Genomic DNA, 21819 nt, shown 5'->3' on the forward strand with positions numbered 1-21819 from the left:
AAGGTGGCTAATGAGCCACCTTAACTATTTTATTTATCGTGATATAACCAATAATAACCTGCATAACATGCTGCCATAAAGATCAGACAGCCAATAAAGCCTGAAAGCATTTCAGGATCTGCAGCCATACTTAAGCCTGTTGCGGTACAGCAGACAAAGCCAAGAATTGGAACCAGCGGGAACCATGGTGTACGGAATTTAAGTTCTGACACGCTATGACCTTGTTTCAGCCATTGGCGACGGAAGTTAAATTGACTCCAACAAATACTCATCCAGACGATCACCATGGTGAAAGCGGCAACCCCCATCAAGTTCTTGAAAATGACATCTGCGCCAAATTGTTCTGACAATAGACCCGGTAAACCACCGATCATAGTGACCAATACAGCAATATAAGGCACACCTGTTTTGCTTAATTTGCCGAAAGCACGTGGTAATTGTTTTTGTGCGGACAGCGCCCACATCATACGTGATGCAGCATATAAACCAGAGTTAGCTGTAGACAGTAAAGCCGTAATAATGACGAAACGAATTAAGTCTTCTGCATAGGGAATGCCCATCAGGTTAAATACGGAAACGAATGGGCTACTACTTAAGCCGCCATGTCCGCCGACATTTAAACCTGCATCGGTATAGGTCAACAGTGAACTGATAACGATAATAGTGCCGACAAAGAAAATGATTAAGCGCCATACCGCAGCATGAATGGCTTTAGGCACATTCTTTTCAGGGTTTTCAGTTTCACCTGCAGCGATACCTATCATCTCCGTACCATTAAAGGCAAAGTTGACGATCAATAGCGTGGCAAACAGTGGGAACAAACCATTTGGCAGCCAACCATGTTCAGTCAGATTGTGGAACATTGGAGCTGATTCATAGCCTTGGAAAGGCACGAAACCAAAGATGCAGGCAAAACCAAGGATGATGAAAATCAACACTGTTGCAACTTTCACCATGGATAACCAAAATTCTGACTCTGCAAACGCACGTGTAGAACTTAAATTAGAGATCAGTACGCCAGCTGCAAAGATCAGTGTCCATAACCAAATAGAGGTTTGTGGAAACCATTCCTGCATCAAAATAGCCGCCGCAGTAAATTCTGTACCTAAGGTGGCAGACCAGCCCAACCAGTACATCCAAGACACCATATAGCCGGTACCCGGGCCAATATAATTTGTCGCAAAAGCACCAAAAGAGCCAGAAACAGGTAAATGTACGGCAAGTTCACCCAAACAGAGCATAACCATGTAGGCGATTAGACCGCCAATAATGTAGGCAAGTACAGCGCCCAAAGGCCCAGCTTGTGAAATAACTTCACCTGAACCCATAAACAAACCAGTACCAATTGCACCACCAAGTGAGAGCATCACAAGGTGTCGAGTCGTCATCGCACGTTTAAGCGATGGACTTTTACCTTCAGCAGACGAGTGTTGCGAAGGTTCAGAGGGAGATTGCATAGTGAAAAGAAAATTGAACGAAAGGTATATTTTATGATTGAATGCAGTGAAATGATTAATAAATCGAATTTTTCTTATAATGTAATAATACTGATCTAAAATTTAAATCTTTAGCACTGACCATTGGATTAATGGTCAGGAGTTTGATACTCAGCTTCAGAAGTTGCAGGTACTTGAATTTGTTCAGCTACAGGGGCTTTGTTGTCATCGCGGCTCACAATATACAGATAGAGTGCAGATGGAAATAAGATGGCTAAAACCAAGAGCAACTTTTTAAACATAGGGTATTCTTACATCAAAATAGATCAAGCTGAAGTATAAACAAAACCAGTCAGGCTGTAATTAATTAAAGTTTACGGTTTTTCTGTTCTAGATTGGACAGGATGACTTGGTAGATGTCAGGGTAGTGTTGTTTAAAGTTCCGTTGTTGCATGATCGTAATGGTTGAGGCATTTGGCTCGACACCCAGTTTTAAAATTTTTTGGGTTAAAGCGATGTTGTTTGATTTGTATGATTGATCCTACTCAACAGTATTTGAATGATTTATCGGTAGGCTGGCTTCGGGTCTAAAAATGTAGATGAAGATACCGAGACATACTATGCACAGGCCAAAGAGTAAGATTATTTTTTTCATGTTTTATTCTATTTGAAAATGAATCAAGAGCATTTTTAGGCGCTCTTGATAGGGGAAGTTTAAAATTTAAATGTGACATCAGCAATGAACTGTCGCCCAATTTCAGATCTAAGTCTGTTGGTCGACTCACTAATACCTGGGGTGGTATAGATATTATGTCGATTGGTAATATTGTTAATGGTTAAACCGAATATTGCTTTGTAATCTTTAGCGAAATTGAAATCATAAGTGGTACGCATATCCCAACTAAATCGAGGTCTAATCGTATCTGTAGCATAGGCTTCCAACAGGACACCATCATGTTCAACTTTGTTTTTTAGTTTATACGTATCTTTATATTCAGATTTGTAGCTTAAGAAGTTATTAATCTTTAATGGTAAATTTGAAAACTCAATGTCCCAACCAAAACGAGCAGTCCAAGGCTGATTGAAATTTTCAACAGGACGTTCATTAAATTGGATGAGGCTGCCGTTAAAAATAATATCGCGATCTTCAGCAGCCGTATTACTGTTAACGTTATATGACTCAGAATAGTCTAAATAATTTTTTTCTGATTCAGTGTAATCAAAGCCAAAGTTAAACCCGTGCAGAGAGTTTTTATATACGACTGGCAGCGTATTTCTGAGTGTGAGTGTGTAAATGTCAGCTTTTGCTTTACCACTATTACTATATTCAAAATGATCGATGGTATTGCTGGTTGTTGGATCAATAAAACGATTTTTTGTGATTTCATCTTTGCTATCGCGATTCACCCATTTCAGACCAAGGTTCCAGTTTTTAACTTGGCTATTAATGGCAAACACAATTTCGTCAGCATAAGGGGTCTTTAAATTGGCACGTTGAATATTGGAATTAGCTAATATTAAATCTGATAACCCAGTTTGAGTCCAATAGTCTTCAGTTTGATTTTTTGTGCGTTTTAAGTTGTATTCCAAAAATGCAAGTTGATCTTGCAGTTCAGTGGCTAAGGTATAGTTTGCATAATATCGATTCCATCCCGTAGTAAAGGACAAAAGATCATTTTTTAGCGGTTTATAGTTAAAGGCAGTACGAGGTGCAATATTTAAATTTTTCGACAAGCTATCATAATCTGCACGTAAACCTAAACGCGCTGAAAAATTATCCCAAGTCGATGTGTTTTCAATGAAGGTATGCACACGTTGTTGGTCAATATTAACTTTACCTTTTTGATAATGCTTGCCATTTGTTTGATATTGGCCTTGATAGTTATTTTCATCCGTTGCTTCATCACAAAGAATATCACCTGCCGTACAGCTAATGCCTGAACTAGATGTAAAAGTCTTAGGCTGATTATACATATAGGCATCGTTAGGTCGTTCCCATGCAACTTTAGAATAGTCATAGCCCATACCAAAGCTTAATTGTTGCATGCTGTTGCCAATCTGAACGGTATCAAACGCATTTTTTAGACTATACGAAAATGTATCTTGGTGTAATTCAATATCACTACTTGTGGCACCTTCACCAGGATTGGAACTCCAGTTTTTAGTTGGTGTTTGCTTCCAAAGAATGCCGGTAGTTGAATCATTTTCACGTGCTTGGCTTAGCGTTTGATAGCTAATATTTTGTTTTAATGTTGAATTATTGAGTTTACTTTCTAATTCACCAAAAAATGTCAGCGTTTCTGTACTGCTAATACTTTTTGAATTTATTCGCTTATCAACGAAATTTAGACTGTCCAAATCCCCTAAATCAAAGCCAAACTTCGCTTTGGTTGTATCCAAAGGTGTGTAAAAAAGGGTAGTCCCTAAGTTGATATTATTACGCTCGCTTTTGACTTTACTGCGATCTTCTAAACCACTCATTACTGGAACGATGGATTCACGTTTAGAGGCATAACTATTGATGCCCCATTGTTCAGAGAGTTTGCTGTATAGATTCAGGCTTAGGCCGTGTTTTTTATATTCTTTATTATTTGATGATGTTGGATCTTCAAACTCTGCAGCTTCTTCTTCATCGGTAAAATGATAACGTGACCAATCACTTTCCGTGTAGTCGTAAGTAACGGAGCCGTGGATTTTGCCAATTTCAGTATTTGGGGCACAAGTTTCAGCATTAACTACACCACCTGTAAATTCGCCGTATGCTGCAGAAACATTACTATCGATCAATTCTAATTTACAAATTAAATCGGTATTTAGGGCCATCCCTTGTGAGCCACCATCAAGCTTGCCTGAATAGGAGTTGCCGCTTGCCAGAGGGTCAAGGTTATTGGTGGTATTGACGCCGTTAATTACAAATTTATTTCGGTAAGTTTGCGCGCCATTAATAGATATCTCGGATGGTCGTAGCTCAGCCTGTGAATCTGCAGAACGTTGTTCACGGCTAAACTGCACATTTGGATTAACTTTTAAAAAGTCAGTGATGTTTTTAGAGCTATTCGGCGTTTTTTCTAAATCTTCTTTGGTGTAGATGGTTTTACCTACTTCTGGCTTGGCTTTGACTTCAACTTCAATAGGTGTCATCGACACCGTATTGGTTTTGATTTCTTCGGAGATCTGGCTTTCATTTGCATACGTTTGAGATGCTAAAGCAGTCAAAATTGCGATATTAAGGGGAGAATAGGCAAAGCGCATGGCTGTCAACAATTATGCAGATAAAAACGATAGCGATTATCATTAACTTTACAGGAATAATCAATAGAAATGAGAATTATTTGCAATAAGTGATTTTTTAATACACAGCGAATTCAATGAAAATTTTGAATAATCAGAAGAGATGGTGATGTGTATTCAATAGACTTGAATATTCAGCTTGGAGAAAGTCTGAATAAGAATTGGCGTCCCTACGGGGATTCGAACCCCGGTTACCGCCGTGAAAGGGCGATGTCCTAGGCCTCTAGACGATAGGGACGTTTAGAAGATGGCGGTATCTTATTGATCCGCCATCATAGTGTCAAGTAGGTGAGGGCCGAGTTTGTTCAAAATATAACAGAACAGTTCAGCGGTCTTCTGAGTATCGTAAAGTGCAGAGTGTGCTTCTTTACCATCAAACTCAATACCAGCTTGAATACATGATTTTGCCAGCACAGTTTGTCCAAACATTACAGCGCTCAATGTCACTGTATCGAATACGGAAAAACTATGGAAAGGATTTTGATTTTTTGTTCCTGTACGTGCAATAGCTGCCTGTACAAACCCTAAATCAAAATGTGCATTGTGACCAACTAAAACAGCATGAGTGCAGTTTTGTTGACGACGTACTTCATTCACTGACTTAAAAATACGTTTTAATGCTGATTTCTCATCTTCAGCCATGGCCATACGCATCGGATTAAATGGATCTACACCAATAAAATCCAGTGAGCGACGGTCAAGGTTGGCACCTTCAAACGGATTGATATGTGCATGGTGGGCTTCACCCGGTACAAAATTACCTTCTGCATCATACACAATAGGAATAGCTGCAATTTCCAGTAAGGCATCGGTCTGTGAATTAAAACCTGCTGTTTCGACATCGACAACAACAGGTAGGAATCCACGGAAACGTTGACCAATGACTGGTCGAGTTTCATCTGTCACACTTTTCTCCATTGGATGGTCTTACCCGCATACAACGGAATAATTTTTTCGCCATCCAAATAGTCTAAACTTTCAGGGATCATTTGATCTTCTTTTACCAAGGTAATGGTATTGGTATTTCGAGGGAGTCCGTAGAAGTCTGCACCAAAGTGGCTTGCAAAACCTTCTAAACGGTCGATTTTACCGACTTGATCAAATGCTTGAGCGTATAGCTCAATTGCTGTTGGTGCACTATAACATCCTGCACAGCCACATGCATTTTCTTTAGCATTTTTTGAGTGCGGCGCACTGTCTGTACCTAAGAAAAATTTAGGGTTCGCACTGGTCGCGACTTCGAGCAAAGTTTGCTGATGGGTTTGACGTTTTAAAATCGGTAAGCAATAGAAATGCGGTTTAATACCACCCACCAACATATCATTACGGTTAAACAATAAATGTTGCGGTGTGATTGTCGCAGCGACATTACGGTCTTGTTCTAATACAAAATGCGCAGCTTCACTTGTGGTGATGTGTTCTAGCACCAATTTTAATTTAGGGAACTGTTTTAACAGTGGAGATAGCACTTCATCTAGGAAACGTTTTTCACGGTCAAAAATATCGACATGGTTATGCGTCACTTCACCATGTAAGAGTAATGGCACTTGGTGCTCTTCGAGTTGCTCAATCACACCATAGACTTTACTAATGTCGCTGACACCACTGTCTGAGTTCGTGGTTGCACCTGCTGGATAGAGCTTAATGGCATTAACATGCTCAGATTCTTTAATTTTTTTAACTTCACTCGCTGGGGTGTTGTCTGTGAAATAGAGCACCATGCGCGGGTCAAAATGAACGCCTTCAGGAACATGTGCCATGATACGTTCACGGTATGCATTTGCTTCTTCAACGGTTTTTACCGGTGGTACGGTGTTTGGCATACAAATCGCGCGAGAGAATTGTTGTGCTAAATCAGGAACTGTACGCTTTAGGGCTAGACCGTCACGTAAATGTGCATGCCAATCATCTGGCTGAAGAAGAGTAATCGTATTCACAGCGATTCCAAGCTTGGAAATAAAACAAATGATAATGCAAATAATGTGAAAATGGTAACGAGATTTCTGTACAAATGACTGAACAGATATAAATAAAGAATAAAACTGTGGTATTTTTAAATGACTAAAAGAATTAGATAAATGCTTGGAAATGGAATACAAGTATAACCTTGCAAAGTTGCAATACGATAAAGAAAAAATAGAGGAACTGATTACACGGCAAACTCGTCGTGTAGGGGAAATGTTTCCTAAAAAACTGGAAACTCAATTTTGGACTTTAAGCCTCGATCGTGCGCAAACCAACATACGTCATTTTTTTTGGATGGGAGTGTTGATCTACTTTGTGCTCACGATGCTGATCATTCCCGGAGATTACTGGATTATTGATCAACAGCATTTTGTGCATGATTTTATTCGTTGTTTGGTCGGTCAGCTCAATGGTGCGCTGTGTCTTTTGGCTTTATATACCTTTGCCCGTTATGACCGTCTGAAGCCTTATTTTTCACATGCCAGTATGTTTGTAGTGTTTTGGGCTGTTATTTCAATGTCTTGGCTCACCATGACCGTGTATACCGAAGCACTTAAACATCAGGCCATGATGATCCTTTGTATGATTTACATCTTGAGCTATATTTTGACGGGGGTTAAACCAGTCCAAATGTTGATGTCTGGATTGTTGGCTGCTGTGGTCACCATGTTGATGCTTTTTTCATTAGAAGTGAAATTTGATGTGATGGTGTTGGGGCGTGTACTGATTGGAAGCTGTGTATTGGGTTTTGCAATCAGTAAGATGCTCTGTGCGCGTGAACGGATGATATTTTTGAATATGCTGCGCGCGGATATTAGTGAAAAAATCCATCGTATTCATACCACAGAGCTTTTACATTTAAGTCAGCATGATGAATTAACCAAGATTTCAAACCGACGTACTTTTGATGAAATGCTCGATACCTTTTATGAGCAATCTCGACGTAATAACACCTCGCTTGCTGTGCTGTTTATCGATGTTGATCATTTTAAAAACTATAACGATTTCTACGGTCATCAAAAAGGCGATGATGTAATTTCAACCATTGCCAAAACCATTAAAAATGCCATTCGACATATGGATTTTGTAGCGCGATATGGTGGTGAAGAATTTGTGGTTTTATTGCCTGAAACCGATGCGCATGGTGCTTATGCGGTAGCGTCAAATATTTATAAAGCAATCGATCGTTTAGAGATTCCACACGCAAAATCTTTGGTATCCAACCATGTCACCATCAGTTTGGGAATAACCGTATATCGTGCGGAGATGTTGACCAAGGAAGAGTTATTGACGATCGCTGATCAGGCTTTATATCGTGCAAAACAACTCGGACGGAATCAAATTTACTATCAATCGATTCGTTCAGCGCATGTGGCTTAATGTTTAATTTGTCAGTGTAATTTTCTGAAATCGGCAATAAAAAAACCGCGCAAGCTGCGCGGTTTTTTATGACTTAACAAATCTTATTTGTTTTTGTCTTTTAATTGAGGCACTGCAGAACCTGTACCTACTGCAAGTAAGCCAGAGTTTGTGTAGATACCTAATTTAGCGCGAGTATCTGTGATATCCAGGTTACGCATAGTCAATTGACCGATACGGTCAGCAGGACTAAACATAGAGTCACCTTTCTCCATAGTTAAACGCTCAGCTTCATAAGTGAGGTTAGGAGATTCAGTGTTTAGAATAGTGTAGTCATTACCACGACGAAGTTCTAAAGTCACAGTACCAGTGATTGCTTTAGCAACCCAACGCTGCGCAGTTTCACGAAGCATTAATGATTGAGAATCGAACCAACGACCTTGGTAAAGAAGACGACCTAAACGCAGACCGTTAATACGGTATTGTTCGATGGTGTCTTCGTTATGAATACCAGTCACTAAACGTTCATAAGCAATATGAAGAAGTGCCATACCCGGAGCTTCGTAGATACCACGAGATTTTGCTTCAATGATACGGTTTTCGATTTGGTCAGACATACCTAGACCATGACGACCACCGATACGGTTAGCTTCAAGAATGAACTCAACTGGGTTTTCGATGCGTTTGCCATTTAATGCAACAGGGAAGCCTTCTTCGAAAGTTACAGAAACTTCCTCAGCTTTTACTTCTACGTCATCTTTCCAGAACGCAACGCCCATGATTGGGTCTACGATTTTGATACCCGCATTAAGGTATTCAAGATCTTTTGCTTCGTGAGTCGCACCTAACATGTTTGAGTCAGTTGAGTACGCTTTCTCTTTTGACATTTTGTAGTCAAAACCATTGTCGATCAGGAACTGTGACATTTCTGCACGGCCACCTAATTCGTCAATAAAGGTTTGGTCTAACCACGGTTTGTAAATTTTAAGTGCTGGGTTAGTCAATAGACCATAACGGTAGAAACGTTCAATGTCGTTACCTTTATAAGTCGAACCGTCACCCCAGATGTTTACGTCATCTTCTTTCATTGCGGTTACAAGCATCGTACCTGTAACTGCACGACCAAGAGGAGTCGTGTTGAAATAAGGCATACCACCAGTTGAAATGTGGAAAGCGCCACATTGAATAGCCGCAATACCTTCTAAAGCAAGTTGTAAACGACAATCAACTAAGCGAGCTTTAACTGCGCCATACGCTTCCGCTTTTTTTGGAATCGCATCGTAGTCGTCTTCATCAGGTTGACCTAAGTTTGCTGTGTAAGCATAAGGTTCCGCACCTTTTTGTTTCATCCACAAAAGCGCAGCTGAAGTATCTAGACCACCAGAGAAGGCAATACCAACTTTTTTGCCAACTGGGACATTCTGCAAGATAGTTGCATTATCAGTCATTGTTAATCCTAACGATATAAATATAGGCACCGAGAATGGGTGGCCTGAAAGAATACATATATGTGCGCGATTGTAGCACTTTTCTGCACGGTTTTTCTAAAAAATCATGAGATACAAGCGATGAGGTAGAAAAAAATGATCGTTGAAATCTATTGATGAATACTTCATCCAGTTTTTGCGGGCGGAAAAGGCATTTTCTGAAAGAAATAGGTTGCAAATATAAAGAAATCTATTTGATTTTAATAAATGGTCATACCAATATGGTGTTGATTTGGTTTTTATACTTCCAATTGAAATGAGACTGAGGTCAAACAAAGCTTGGTTATTAGACTAAAGTATATTTTATAAAATCTATTCATAAATAATAACTACAAAACAATTATTTAAAAGTTGATATGGATGTTTTTAAACGGACAAATAATGTTTTTGTATTTTATATTGGTCATACCAAAAACAAGAAAAGCTTGAATAATTGAGTTGAAATAATTAAAAATTGCGGAGTATTTCAGCAATTGTATGAGTTTTTATGTCTTTGATTCTTGTGTTGGTCATACCAATGAGAAAAGACCACATGCTGATATTGCTCAATAATTAAATCTTAGTAAGCATTTCAAGGAGATGACAATGCTTCAATGGCAGCAAATATATGACCCAATGGGGAATATATGGATATCAAGTTTAATTGCGCTCATTCCGATTATCTTTTTTTTCTTGGCGCTTGCTGTATTTCGTTTAAAAGGCAGTGTGGCAGGTACGATCACCGTTGTACTGGCACTTTTGGTGTCTTTATTTGCCTATGACATGCCTGCGCTTATGGCATTGGCTTCGATGGTCTACGGTTTCTTCTATGGTTTATGGCCGATTGCATGGATCATTATTGGTGCAGTGTTCCTGTATAAAATTTCAGTCAAAACAGGGCAGTTTGACATCATCCGTTCTTCGATTCTTTCCATTACTGAAGATCAACGATTACAGATGCTGTTAGTTGGCTTTGCTTTCGGTACTTTCCTCGAAGGTGCGGCGGGCTTTGGTGCCCCTGTGGCGATTACTGCAGCACTATTGGTAGGTTTAGGCTTTAAGCCTTTATATGCGGCAGGTCTTTGTCTGATCGTCAATACTGCGCCAGTGGCTTTTGGTGCGATGGGTATTCCAATTATCGTTGCTGGGCAAGTGTCTGGTGTTGATACGATGGAAATCAGTCAGATGGTTGGTCGACAGCTGCCATTTATGGTACCGATTGTACTGTTTTGGATTATGGCGATTATGGATGGCTGGCGCGGTGTGAAGGAAACTTGGCCTGCAGTTGTGGTTGGCGCGAGTAGCTTTGCGATTGCACAGTACCTAACCTCGAACTTTGTCGGTCCTGAATTACCAGATATTACCGCGGCGATTGCCTCTTTAGTGTCATTAACGATTTTATTTAAATATTGGCAGCCTAAACATATTTTCCGCTTTGCAGATCAAGATGCGACGATGAGTGAAGATGTTGCTGCACAAAAACAGCAAAAATATAGCTTAGGTCAAATTGCAAAAGCGTGGTCGCCATTTGCGATCTTAACGGTGATGGTTACGATCTGGAGTATTAAACCGTTTAAGGATTTATTTACCAAAGATGGCGCGCTGCATGACATGGTTATTTCGATCAAAGTGCCATTTTTACATCAATTGGTTCAAAAGATGCCACCTGTCGTACCTGAAATGAAGGACTACGATGCCATCTATAAATTTGATTGGTTTTCGGCAACAGGTACGGCAATTGTCATTGCTGCGATCATTACCATTATTTTCTTAAAAATGAAGCCGAAAGACGCGATAGTGACCTTTGGTGAAACCATTAATGAATTAAAAATTCCAATTTATTCGATTGGGATGGTCTTGGCTTTTGCATTTATCGCCAACTATTCAGGGATGTCAGCAACATTGGCATTAGCACTTGCGCATACAGGTCAAGCCTTTACTTTTTTCTCGCCATTTTTAGGATGGCTTGGTGTATTTCTAACGGGTTCAGATACGTCAGCCAATGCACTATTTGCTGCATTACAGGCAACCACTGCACAGCAAATTGGTGTGCCAGAAGTATTACTCGTTGCTGCCAATACCAGTGGTGGTGTGACTGGAAAAATGATTTCTCCGCAGTCAATTGCAATTGCATGTGCGGCAGTTGGCTTGGTAGGTAAAGAGTCTGATTTATTCCGTTTTACCGTAAAACACAGTATAACGTTCACAATCATGATGGGGATTTTAATCACCCTACAAGCTTATGTGTTCCCTTGGATGATTCCATAACACGCATTGTGTAACAACGTTAAGGAAAGCAGATGAAAGTCTCTGATAAAACTGTTCAAAGTCTTCGTGTATTGATTGAAGAAAGCAATATGCAAGTTGGAGATCGTCTGCCTGCTGAACGGAAACTGTGTGAACAACTTGGCGTCTCACGCACCTCTTTACGCGAAGCGATTTCTCAATTGACCAGCATGGGCGTGTTGGTCAGTAAAGTCGGTGCGGGGACTTTTTTAAAGCAATTACCTGCGACTTGGTCGAGTTATCAAATTGTGCAGCCCATCAGCAGTTTGATTAGTGAAGACCCTGCCTACCGTTTTGATGTGCAAGAGGCGCGCATTATTTTAGAAGGTGGTACCGCATGGTATGCGGCACAACGTGCTACAGCAGAGGACTTGGCACATATCCGACATTATTATGATCAGATCAATCATTTTCAGGCTTTAGGCAATGACGATGAAGCAGCGCGTGCAGATGCCAAATTTCATTTAGCAATTGCTGAAGCATCACATAATTTAGTGTTGATTCAGATGATGCGTGGTCTATTTGATCTGTTGCAATTTAATGTCGTTTTAGGTCGTCGCAAAGTTTATAGCGAAGCACACCGATTTGATCAATTGCATGATCAGCACTTTCAAGTCATGAATGCAATTGAACGTCGTGATCCTGAAGCTGCACGTAAAGCAGTCTGTGGACACATTGAGTTTGTAGTACAACAGGTGCGTATGATTGATGAAGAAGAAGCTCGACGTCAGCGTGCCAGTCGATTAAACAGGATATAAGCATGATTATTTCTTCTGCCAATGACTACCGTGAAGCGGCACGTCGTCGTTTACCGCCATTTTTATTTCATTACATCGATGGCGGGGCGTATGCCGAATATACCTTAAAGCGTAATGTAGAAGATTTATCAAAAATAGCGTTGCGTCAACGTGTGCTGAATGACATGTCACAGCTGAGTCTAGAAACCCAACTGTTTAATGAAACCTTATCGATGCCTGTGGCTTTATCACCTGTGGGTTTAACAGGGATGTATGCACGCCGCGGCGAAGTTCAAGCAGCCGTTGCCGCAGATAAAAAGGGCATTCCATTTACGCTGTCTACCGTTTCAGTTTGTCCAATTGAAGAAGTGGCGCCAGCGATTCAGCGTCCCATGTGGTTTCAGTTGTATGTGCTACGTGACCGTGGCTTTATGAAAAATGCTTTAGAACGTGCCAAAGCAGCTGGCTGTTCAACTTTGGTGTTTACCGTGGATATGCCTGTTCCGGGCGCGCGTTACCGTGATGCGCACTCAGGGATGAGTGGCCCAAATGCAGCCATGCGTCGTTATATGCAGTCGTGTTTCCACCCACATTGGGCGTGGAATGTGGGTTTATTAGGTCGTCCGCATGACTTAGGGAATATTTCTAAATACTTGGGCAAACCAACAGGTCTAGAAGATTATATCGGCTGGTTGGGCAATAACTTTGACCCATCAATTTCATGGAAAGACCTTGAGTGGATTCGTGAATTTTGGGATGGCCCGATGGTCATTAAAGGCATACTTGACCCTGAAGATGCCAAAGATGCAGTGCGTTTTGGTGCAGATGGCATTGTGGTGTCAAACCATGGTGGCCGTCAGCTCGATGGGGTTTTATCATCAGCGCGTGCATTACCGCCAATTGCAGATGCAGTAAAAGGCGATATTAAAATTCTTGCTGACTCAGGTATTCGAAATGGTTTAGATGTGGTGCGTATGCTGGCTTTGGGTGCAGATACCTGTATGCTCGGTCGCGCATTTGTTTATGCACTCGGTGCAGCAGGTGGTGAGGGTGTTTCAAATCTTCTAGAACTGATTGATAAAGAAATGCGTGTTGCGATGACCTTAACAGGTGCAAAAACCATTGCGGATATTACATCTGATTGTTTGGTGAAGTTAGAGAAAGAGTTGGCTGGGTGATTTTTTGAATAGATCTCTTGGGAAAGTTATTCGTCATCAAAAAAAATTAAAAAATGAAAGTTCCCTCTCCTTGTAGGAGAGGGTTAGGGAGAGGTATTTATTGAATAATTCTTCTAACCCTCTTGCGTAGCATTGCTATTCATCCCTAAGGGAGAAGGGATATTCATTATAGATTTTAATAACAATGACTAAAAACTTTTGATATGTGCAAATAAACCTACGTTGTTTAAAATTATTTAAATCAATATTTTTTCATTGCACAACAATGCAATTCCTCTTTAGCGAGGAGAGAAAAAATTGAAAATGGAAAATTCTACGAGCATGCAAACTCAATCATCACAAACCATTCAAAACCTTATCAACATCGTCGGTAAGCAACATGTTCTAACTGAAGATAAAGACACACGTTTATACCGCCAAGGTCGCCGTTACGGTGCAGGAAAAGTATTGGCTGTGGTTACACCGGGCTCATTACTTGAGCAATGGCATGTGTTGCAAGCGGCTGTGGATGCAAATTGTATTGTGATTATGCAAGCCGCCAATACCGGTTTGACAGGTGGTTCAACGCCTTTTGGTGATGACTATGACCGTCCTGTGGTGCTGATAAGTACTCGTCGTTTGGTTGGCATCCAAGTGATTAATGAAGGCAAGCAAGTGATTTGTCTACCGGGTGCGACATTAGACAAACTTGAAAAAGATTTGCTGCCATATAATCGTGAACCTCATTCGGTGATTGGTTCTTCGTGTATTGGGGCATCGGTTTTGGGCGGCGTATGCAATAACTCAGGGGGTGCTTTGGTACGCCGCGGTCCTGCCTATACAGAGCTTGCACTGTATGCAAAAGTGAATGAGTCAGGTGAGTTAGAGTTGGTCAATCATCTAGGTGTCAATCTTGGCAATACGCCTGAAGAAATCCTCACAGCGCTGGAAAATAAAAATTATCAAATCAATGATATTGTGAATAATTCAAGTTGCTGTGCATCAGATAAACGCTACTCACATGATGTTAAACAAGTCGATGAAAATACACCTGCACGTTTTAATGCAGATCCGAGTCGACTATTTGAAGCATCAGGTTCAGCGGGTAAGGTCTGCGTCTTTGCAGTACGTTTAGATACCTTTGAAAAAATTCCTAGTCAGGTGTTTTATGTGGGAACCAATTCGCAAGATGATTTAACAGAAATTCGTCGTTTTCTATTAAAAGATCTTGCACGCCTCCCGATTGCGGGTGAGTACATTCATCGCAAGGCATACGATATTGGGGCTGAATATGGCAAAGATTCTTTTGTATTTATTGAAAAATTCGGCACCGCAAAAGTTCCTGCTGCTTTTGCCATGAAAGATAAAGTCGATGGCTATTTAGAAAAACTGGGCTTGCGAGGTTTGTCAGATAAAATTTTACAACTCGTTACTAAATTTATGCCGAATCATCTGCCAAAACGGATGAATGAATTCCGTGATTTATATGAACATCATTTGATGATTCGTATTGAAAATCAGGATGTTGATCAAGTTGATGCGTATTTGAAAACGTATTTTTTAGACAAAACCTCAGGCAATTATTTTAAATGTACGGATGAAGAAGGACGTAAGGCTTTTTTACATCGCTTTGCGGTGGCAGGTGCTGCCATTCGATATCGTGACACGCATCGTTCAGAAGTGGAAGACATTGTTGCACTGGATATTGCATTACGTCGCAATGATCGAGAATGGGTGGAAACTTTACCGAAAGCCATGGATGAGCAAATTATCCATAAACTCTATTATGGTCATTTCCTCTGCCATGTGTTTCATCAAGATTATATTGTGAAAAAAGGTGTAGATCCTTTGGCAATGGAACATGCAATGTGGCATTTACTCGATGATCGTGGCGCTGAATATCCTGCGGAACACAATGTTGGGCATTTGTATGTGGCGAAGCCTGCATTAAAAAATCATTATCAAAAACTGGATCCGACTAATAGTTTTAATGTCGGAATTGGACAAACCAGCAAGCTGAAACATTGGAAATAATGCTTTTAAAAACAACATGCCGTGATGTGAAAGTACACGGCTTTTTTTATGGTTAAAGGATTAATATATCCGGAGGTATTGACCATAAAGGCGAAGAATATTTTCTAAATTGTCATCCCAAAATATAAAAAAACCGCTAAAGTGTTATGCAACAAGTTGCAAAGCCAAAATAAGGATTCAGCATGACAACGACTAGCTATGCAAATATTTTAAAGCCTTTACATTTGGGTTTTACCACGATTAAAAACCGTGTCGTGATGGGGTCCATGCATAGTGGGCTGGAAGATCGTTTTTATAATTATCCTAAGCTTGCGGCTTATTTTGGTGAGCGTGCGAAAGGTGGTGTCGGCCTGATTATTACAGGCGGTATTTCGCCAAACCGTCAAGGTTGGCTGTTACCTGCTGGCGGTACCATGAATACTTTAGGTGATATTGCTCCACATCGCTTGGTGACCCATGCAGTACATAAACATGGTGCCAAAATTTTAATGCAAATCTTGCATGCTGGGCGTTATGGCTATCAGCCTTTTGCAGTGTCAGCAAGTCCGATTAAATCTCCGATTTCACCTTTTAAACCACGTCAATTAACGGACAAACAAATTCTTTCAACCATTGATGATTATGTCAAAACGGCAAGCCTTGCACATAAGGCTGGCTATGATGGTGTTGAAATCATGGGTTCAGAAGGCTACTTGCTGAATCAGTTTTTAAGCCGTCATGTCAACCAACGGACAGACCGTTGGGGCGGTGAAATTGAAAATCGTATGCGCCTTGCAGTTGATATTGTGAAATCGATACGTGCTGAAGTGGGTGAGAAATTTATTATCTGCTTCCGTTTGTCATTGCTCGATTTGGTTCATGATGGGAACACCATGGCAGAAGTCATTACTGTTGCTAAAGCATTGGAAGCTGCAGGTGTGACGTTATTGAACACGGGGATTGGTTGGCATGAAGCACGTATTCCGACAATTGTAACCTCAGTGCCTCGCGCAGCGTTTGTGGACTATACCGCTGAAGTCAAAAAACATGTTGCGATCCCTGTTATTGCGTCCAACCGTATCAATATGCCAGATACAGCTGAAGAAATTTTAGCTTCAGGCAAGGCAGATATGGTGCAAATGGCACGTCCATTCTTGGCAGATCCGTTTTGGGTAAATAAAACGGCGACCAACCGTGTCGATGAAATTAATACCTGTATTGCCTGTAACCAAGCCTGTTTAGATCATACTTTTAAAAATCAGCGTGCGACGTGTTTGGTCAACCCACGAGCGGCATATGAAACTGAATTGGTTTATTTAAAGACCAAAAAACCGAAGCGCATTGCAGTCGTCGGTGGTGGTGTGGCAGGCATGTCTGCTGCAACGGTTGCAGCAAGCCGAGGCCATGCGGTGACATTATTTGAAGCTGGTGCAGAGGTGGGTGGTCAATTTAATTTGGCAAAAGTCATTCCCGGCAAAGAAGAATTTCATGAAACGATTCGCTACTTTAAAGTTCAAATCGAAAAAACGGGTGTGGATTTGCGTTTAAATACGCGTGTAAACCGTGAACAGCTTGAACGTGAAGGGTTTGAGGAAGTTGTTATTGCAACAGGTGTGGTTCCTCGCAGCTTAAAAATTGAAGGTAGTGATGCACCGAATGTCTTGTCTTATGCAGAAGTGCTGAAAGGCGCAGCTGTGGGCAATAAAGTTGCTGTGATTGGTGCAGGCGGCATTGGCTTTGATGTATCTGAATTTTTACTCAAACCACCACATCAGCCACAACCAATGCCTTTAGCGGATTGGCAGCGGGAGTGGGGTGTTGATCCAAATCCAAACTACATAACAGAAGGTGGTATGCAGGCTGCTGAGCTCGAACCTCCTGTTCGTGAAATCTACTTATTACAACGTAAAACAACTGCAATTGGTGCTGGGTTAGGTAAAACATCAGGCTGGGTACATCGTGCACAATTAAAGAAAAATGCGGTTCGTATGCTGCGTGGTGTTCAATACAAAGCCATTACTGATGAAGGTCTTTGGGTTGAATATGAAGGGCATGATCAATTATTACGTGTAGATACGATTGTCGTTTGTGCAGGTCAGGAATCGGTAAAGCATTTGATGCCAGAACAGGGTGAGAAAACCCTTGCCAATTACCATATTATTGGTGGTGCAAAACTAGCAGCAGAGTTAGATGCGAAACGCGCAATACGTGAAGGTGCGGAGCTTGCGGCTAAACTTTAAGGATTTGGCGAAACAATATTCATTTGAATGGTTTAGTTGTAATTTTTACTTGTCAGATGAATAAAACCTCCGTATTATGGCGCACATGGAAGCGTGGCAGAGCGGTTTAATGCACCGGTCTTGAAAACCGACGAGGGCGCGAGTCCTCCGTGAGTTCGAATCTCACCGCTTCCGCCAAATTCAAAAAAGCCCCTGTAGTGATACAGGGGCTTTTTTTTGTGAAAATTTTTTGAATAAAAGCAATTTATATACAAAAGTTGTCAAAGAATATAAAGGGAGCTGTAAAAACTCGATATTGGAATATTTGGGGTAAAACTGGGCAGGCGATAAGAAATAATTAAGATGAAATGACTTTAGTTAAGTTTATAAAAGATGAGTTAGATTCAAGGTCAATTTCTTTATTTTAAAGATGAATTAAAATACTTGTATATACAAGTTGATTTTGGCTTATACTGCTCTTTATTCTAATGTTTTAATGTAGTTATCTTAGAAATCATATTAGATCTACTTTTGCAAGATTGTTGATCTAAAGATAAATAAAGATTGTGATTGAAGAGAAGCAGATGTTATCAAATTCAGTTTTAGAAGCAACAAAAGGGATAGAAGCGCCATCACCGCTTTATGCTCAGGTGAAGCAGTACATTCAAAGCAAAATTTATAGCGGTGAATGGAAAGTAAATGACAAAATTCCCTCTGAAAGCGAATTGGTCAAATTACTCAATTGTAGCCGTATGACGGTCAATCGTGCCTTACGTGAGTTGACTACTGATAAAGTTTTGGTACGCGTACAAGGTGTGGGTTCATTTGTCGCAGAAGGCCAAGGTCATTCGGCCTTATTTCAAATTCATAATATTGCAGATGAAATTGTGGCACGGAACCATATTCATCGTGCTGAAGTTCTAAAACTAGAAAAAGTACAGGCGGATGTGCAGCAAGCCTTGTTTATGCAAACCAAAGAAGGCGAGACACTTTTTCATTCCATCATTATTCATTATGAAAATGAAGTACCTGTACAAATTGAAGACCGTTTGGTGAATGCAGCATTAATCCCTGACTATTTACAGCAGGACTTTAGCAAGCTTACCCCCAATGCCTATTTAATGGCGCAGGCACCGGTCAATGAAGGTGAACACATAGTAGAAGCCGTTTTAGCCAATGCGCAGGAATGCAAATGGCTGAAAATTACCAAACAAGAGCCGTGTCTGCTTATACGTCGCCGTACGTGGTCAAATAAACAATTAATTTCTAGTGCGCGCTTAACGTATCCGGGCAGCCGTTATTATTTGGAAGGAAAATTCGTGCAATGATTCAAGTATTGAAGCTGCATGATTATCAAAAAATGCCATGGAAGAATGGCTTAGGTTTTACCTTTGAAATTGCACGTCAATCTAGCTTAGCTAAAGATGATTTTGATTGGCGTGTGTCTATGGCGGATGTGGAAAATGATGGTGATTTTTCTTATTTTGAAGGGAAAAAGCGCATTATTTCTACGCTATCTGGTGCTGGAATGCGGCTGCAAATTGCCAAGCAATCACATGTCGAAGTTTGCACACGTGACTTATTTGCCTTTGATGGCGAGTTAGCAGTATTTTGCCAATTAATCGATGGGCCCATTCGTGACTTGAACCTGATTTACAATGCACAAAAAGTAAGGCCACGTATGCAGAGGATGGCAGGGTGTGAAAAACAGACGGTTTTATCTGCAGCACAAGACATCCTGATCTTTAATATGGCAGATCAGTTACAGATTTCCATTCATGAAAAAATGTATCATTTGGCAGCATTTGAATGTCTAAAAATTGCCAATCAAGATGAAACATTAAAGATCGAATTACCACAAGATACAGCGAAGGATTGCTGTTTCATTGAGCTATTTTATTCAGTTGACGTCTTTAAAAATGCCAAATATATCGCATAAATTTTCATACTACAACTAAAGTCATCAAACTTTAAAATCAATTAAAACATTCGTTTATATATTAATTTCACTTTTTTCAATAGTGAGGTCTTTTCAAAGATCGGTAGACATGCATATTATATGTACATGTATATACAAGTAAGCACATGTTTGTATTAGTGCTGAAGGAATGTCATTAGAAAAACAGATTGTTGAATGGAAGGAGTCCAACGGTGACAACAACTACAAAATTTCGTGATGTAGAAATTCGCGCCCCTCGCGGTACAACGTTAAATGCAAAAAGCTGGTTAACAGAAGCGCCGCTACGCATGTTGATGAATAATTTGGATCCAGATGTCGCAGAGAACCCAAAAGAATTGGTGGTGTATGGCGGGATTGGTCGTGCAGCGCGTAACTGGGAATGCTATGACAAAATTGTTGAAACTTTAAAAGATTTAGAAGACCACGAAACTTTGCTAGTTCAGTCTGGCAAGCCAGTAGGGGTGTTCAAAACCCATAAAAATGCACCGCGTGTATTAATTGCAAACTCAAACCTAGTACCACATTGGGCAAACTGGAAGCATTTTAATGAAATGGATGCCAAAGGTTTGGCGATGTACGGTCAAATGACAGCAGGCTCATGGATTTATATTGGCAGCCAAGGCATTGTGCAAGGTACTTATGAAACTTTTGTAGAAGCAGGCCGTCAGCATTACAACGGTGACTTAACAGGACGTTGGGTATTAACAGCAGGTTTAGGCGGTATGGGCGGTGCACAGCCATTGGCTGCAACTTTGGCAGGCGCGTGTTCTTTGAACATTGAATGCCAGCAAGCCAGCATCGATTTCCGTTTACGTACCCGTTATGTAGATGAGCAAGCAACCGATTTAGACGACGCTTTAGCACGTATTGAGCGCTATACCAAAGAAGGGAAAGCCATTTCAATTGCGTTGCATGGCAATGCTGCAGAAATTTTACCTGAGCTGGTACGCCGCGGTGTACATCCAGACATGGTGACGGATCAAACCAGTGCGCATGACCCATTAAATGGTTACCTGCCAATTGGCTGGACATGGGAAGAATACCGTGAACGCGCGCAAACTGAACCAGATGCAGTGGTAAAAGCCGCGAAGCAATCTATGGCTGTTCATGTTCAAGCGATGCTGGACTTCCAAAAAATGGGCGTTCCAACCTTTGACTATGGCAACAATATCCGTCAAATGGCGCAAGAAGAAGGCGTAGAAAACGCATTCGATTTCCCTGGTTTTGTACCTGCTTATATTCGTCCATTATTCTGCCGCGGTATTGGTCCTTTCCGTTGGGCTGCGCTTTCTGGTGACCCAGAAGACATCTACAAAACTGATGCAAAAGTGAAAGAGCTGATTCCAGATGATGAGCATTTGCATCATTGGTTAGATATGGCGCGTGAACGAATCGCATTCCAAGGTTTGCCAGCGCGTATTTGCTGGGTAGGTCTAGGCCTGCGTGCAAAACTTGGCTTGGCATTTAATGAAATGGTACGTACAGGCGAACTATCTGCACCCGTGGTGATTGGCCGTGACCACTTAGACTCGGGGTCTGTGTCTAGTCCAAACCGTGAAACTGAATCGATGCAAGATGGATCAGATGCAGTATCAGATTGGCCATTACTGAATGCTTTGCTCAATACAGCCGGCGGTGCAACTTGGGTATCATTGCATCATGGCGGTGGTGTAGGGATGGGCTTCTCACAGCATTCAGGTGTGGTGATTGTCTGTGACGGTACCGATGAAGCAGCTGAACGTATTGCACGTGTATTAACCAATGACCCTGCGACAGGTGTAATGCGCCATGCAGATGCTGGATATGATATAGCAATTGACTGTGCAAAAGAACAGGGCTTAAATCTGCCGATGATTACTGGCTAAGCCGTAAAAAGGACAACTGCTGATTCATCTCAACTCTCTCCTGATGAGTCAGCAGCGCATAAAAA

The 21819-nt window shown here is 41.0% G+C and carries 15 protein-coding genes and 2 tRNA genes; 10 read left to right on the top strand and 7 right to left on the bottom strand.

Going from position 1 to position 21819, the window contains the following annotated elements:
- Positions 1–29 precede the first annotated feature (29 nt).
- The 6 genes from FTU29_RS10720 to pyrC form a co-directional block, all read right to left on the bottom strand.
- The gene (locus FTU29_RS10720) at positions 30–1457 is read right to left on the bottom strand and encodes an amino acid permease (protein WP_078192919.1); all 1428 of its coding nucleotides are present in this window, start codon (positions 1455–1457) and stop codon (positions 30–32) included.
- Positions 1458–1585: 128 nt separating this feature from the next.
- Positions 1586–1738 (bottom strand): hypothetical protein, encoded by a 153-nt coding sequence (locus FTU29_RS10725; protein WP_180085821.1) that lies wholly within the window; start codon positions 1736–1738, stop codon positions 1586–1588.
- Between the two features lie 412 nt (positions 1739–2150).
- Complete coding sequence (locus tag FTU29_RS10730; RefSeq protein ID WP_180121780.1) at positions 2151–4688, bottom strand: TonB-dependent receptor plug domain-containing protein; 2538 nt, start codon at positions 4686–4688, stop codon at positions 2151–2153.
- Between the two features lie 201 nt (positions 4689–4889).
- Positions 4890–4965, bottom strand: a tRNA-Glu gene (locus FTU29_RS10735).
- Between the two features lie 20 nt (positions 4966–4985).
- Positions 4986–5645, bottom strand: a complete 660-nt coding sequence (gene rnt, locus FTU29_RS10740) for a ribonuclease T (protein ID WP_078192915.1) — start codon at positions 5643–5645, stop codon at positions 4986–4988.
- Complete coding sequence (gene pyrC, locus FTU29_RS10745; protein ID WP_180026810.1) at positions 5630–6664, bottom strand: dihydroorotase; 1035 nt, start codon at positions 6662–6664, stop codon at positions 5630–5632. The genes rnt and pyrC overlap by 16 nt, the downstream gene beginning before the upstream one ends.
- Positions 6665–6815: 151 nt before the next feature.
- On the opposite strand from pyrC, the gene FTU29_RS10750 reads away from it, so the two are divergent.
- Positions 6816–8072: a diguanylate cyclase gene (locus tag FTU29_RS10750; protein WP_180121781.1), complete on the top strand. Its 1257-nt coding sequence runs from the start codon at positions 6816–6818 to the stop codon at positions 8070–8072.
- Positions 8073–8155: 83 nt separating this feature from the next.
- Here the strand turns inward: FTU29_RS10750 and argG are convergent, their stop codons facing one another.
- On the bottom strand, positions 8156–9499 hold the full coding sequence (gene argG / locus FTU29_RS10755; RefSeq protein WP_078192912.1) for an argininosuccinate synthase: 1344 nt from the start codon (positions 9497–9499) through the stop codon (positions 8156–8158).
- A gap of 618 nt (positions 9500–10117) precedes the next feature.
- Between argG and lldP the strand changes: the two genes are divergently transcribed.
- From lldP to hutU, 9 genes are all read left to right on the top strand, one after another.
- On the top strand, positions 10118–11785 hold the full coding sequence (gene lldP, locus FTU29_RS10760) for an L-lactate permease (RefSeq protein WP_180085832.1): 1668 nt from the start codon (positions 10118–10120) through the stop codon (positions 11783–11785).
- Positions 11786–11817: 32 nt separating this feature from the next.
- Positions 11818–12561 carry a transcriptional regulator LldR gene (lldR, locus tag FTU29_RS10765; RefSeq protein WP_078189144.1) on the top strand — a complete coding sequence of 248 codons (744 nt, stop codon included), beginning with the start codon at positions 11818–11820 and terminating at the stop codon, positions 12559–12561.
- 2 nt (positions 12562–12563) lie between these two features.
- Positions 12564–13718 (top strand): FMN-dependent L-lactate dehydrogenase LldD, encoded by a 1155-nt coding sequence (gene lldD / locus FTU29_RS10770; RefSeq protein WP_078192909.1) that lies wholly within the window; start codon positions 12564–12566, stop codon positions 13716–13718.
- A gap of 321 nt (positions 13719–14039) precedes the next feature.
- Entirely contained in the window at positions 14040–15731 is a 1692-nt protein-coding gene (dld, locus tag FTU29_RS10775; protein WP_180121831.1) for a D-lactate dehydrogenase, read from the top strand.
- Between the two features lie 182 nt (positions 15732–15913).
- The gene (locus FTU29_RS10780) at positions 15914–17950 is read left to right on the top strand and encodes an NADPH-dependent 2,4-dienoyl-CoA reductase (protein ID WP_180121782.1); all 2037 of its coding nucleotides are present in this window, start codon (positions 15914–15916) and stop codon (positions 17948–17950) included.
- Between the two features lie 87 nt (positions 17951–18037).
- Positions 18038–18127 (top strand) — tRNA-Ser (locus FTU29_RS10785).
- Positions 18128–18513: 386 nt separating this feature from the next.
- Positions 18514–19257, top strand: a complete 744-nt coding sequence (hutC, locus tag FTU29_RS10790; RefSeq protein ID WP_180121783.1) for a histidine utilization repressor — start codon at positions 18514–18516, stop codon at positions 19255–19257.
- Complete coding sequence (locus FTU29_RS10795; protein ID WP_180121784.1) at positions 19254–19868, top strand: HutD family protein; 615 nt, start codon at positions 19254–19256, stop codon at positions 19866–19868. The genes hutC and FTU29_RS10795 overlap by 4 nt, the downstream gene beginning before the upstream one ends.
- Positions 19869–20080: 212 nt before the next feature.
- A complete protein-coding gene (hutU, locus tag FTU29_RS10800) occupies positions 20081–21754 on the top strand; it encodes a urocanate hydratase (protein ID WP_180024180.1) in 1674 nt (557 codons plus the stop codon).
- Positions 21755–21819: the final 65 nt, after the last annotated feature.

The sequence above is a fragment of the Acinetobacter sp. YH12086 genome (assembly GCF_013419345.1).
GTDB classification, from domain to species: Bacteria; Pseudomonadota; Gammaproteobacteria; order Pseudomonadales; family Moraxellaceae; genus Acinetobacter; species Acinetobacter amyesii.

What these genes read in the sequence shown, in the direction of transcription:
- FTU29_RS10720 (WP_078192919.1), bottom strand. Translation starts at nt 1,457, where the DNA reads ATGCAATCTCCCTCTGAACCTTCGCAACACTCGTCTGCTGAAGGTAAA.
- FTU29_RS10725 (WP_180085821.1), bottom strand. Translation starts at nt 1,738, where the DNA reads ATGTTTAAAAAGTTGCTCTTGGTTTTAGCCATCTTATTTCCATCTGCA.
- FTU29_RS10730 (WP_180121780.1), bottom strand. Translation starts at nt 4,688, where the DNA reads ATGCGCTTTGCCTATTCTCCCCTTAATATCGCAATTTTGACTGCTTTA.
- rnt (WP_078192915.1), bottom strand. Translation starts at nt 5,645, where the DNA reads ATGGAGAAAAGTGTGACAGATGAAACTCGACCAGTCATTGGTCAACGT.
- FTU29_RS10750 (WP_180121781.1), top strand. Translation starts at nt 6,816, where the DNA reads ATGGAATACAAGTATAACCTTGCAAAGTTGCAATACGATAAAGAAAAA.
- argG (WP_078192912.1), bottom strand. Translation starts at nt 9,499, where the DNA reads ATGACTGATAATGCAACTATCTTGCAGAATGTCCCAGTTGGCAAAAAA.
- lldP (WP_180085832.1), top strand. Translation starts at nt 10,118, where the DNA reads ATGACAATGCTTCAATGGCAGCAAATATATGACCCAATGGGGAATATA.
- lldR (WP_078189144.1), top strand. Translation starts at nt 11,818, where the DNA reads ATGAAAGTCTCTGATAAAACTGTTCAAAGTCTTCGTGTATTGATTGAA.
- lldD (WP_078192909.1), top strand. Translation starts at nt 12,564, where the DNA reads ATGATTATTTCTTCTGCCAATGACTACCGTGAAGCGGCACGTCGTCGT.
- dld (WP_180121831.1), top strand. Translation starts at nt 14,040, where the DNA reads ATGCAAACTCAATCATCACAAACCATTCAAAACCTTATCAACATCGTC.
- FTU29_RS10780 (WP_180121782.1), top strand. Translation starts at nt 15,914, where the DNA reads ATGACAACGACTAGCTATGCAAATATTTTAAAGCCTTTACATTTGGGT.
- hutC (WP_180121783.1), top strand. Translation starts at nt 18,514, where the DNA reads ATGTTATCAAATTCAGTTTTAGAAGCAACAAAAGGGATAGAAGCGCCA.
- FTU29_RS10795 (WP_180121784.1), top strand. Translation starts at nt 19,254, where the DNA reads ATGATTCAAGTATTGAAGCTGCATGATTATCAAAAAATGCCATGGAAG.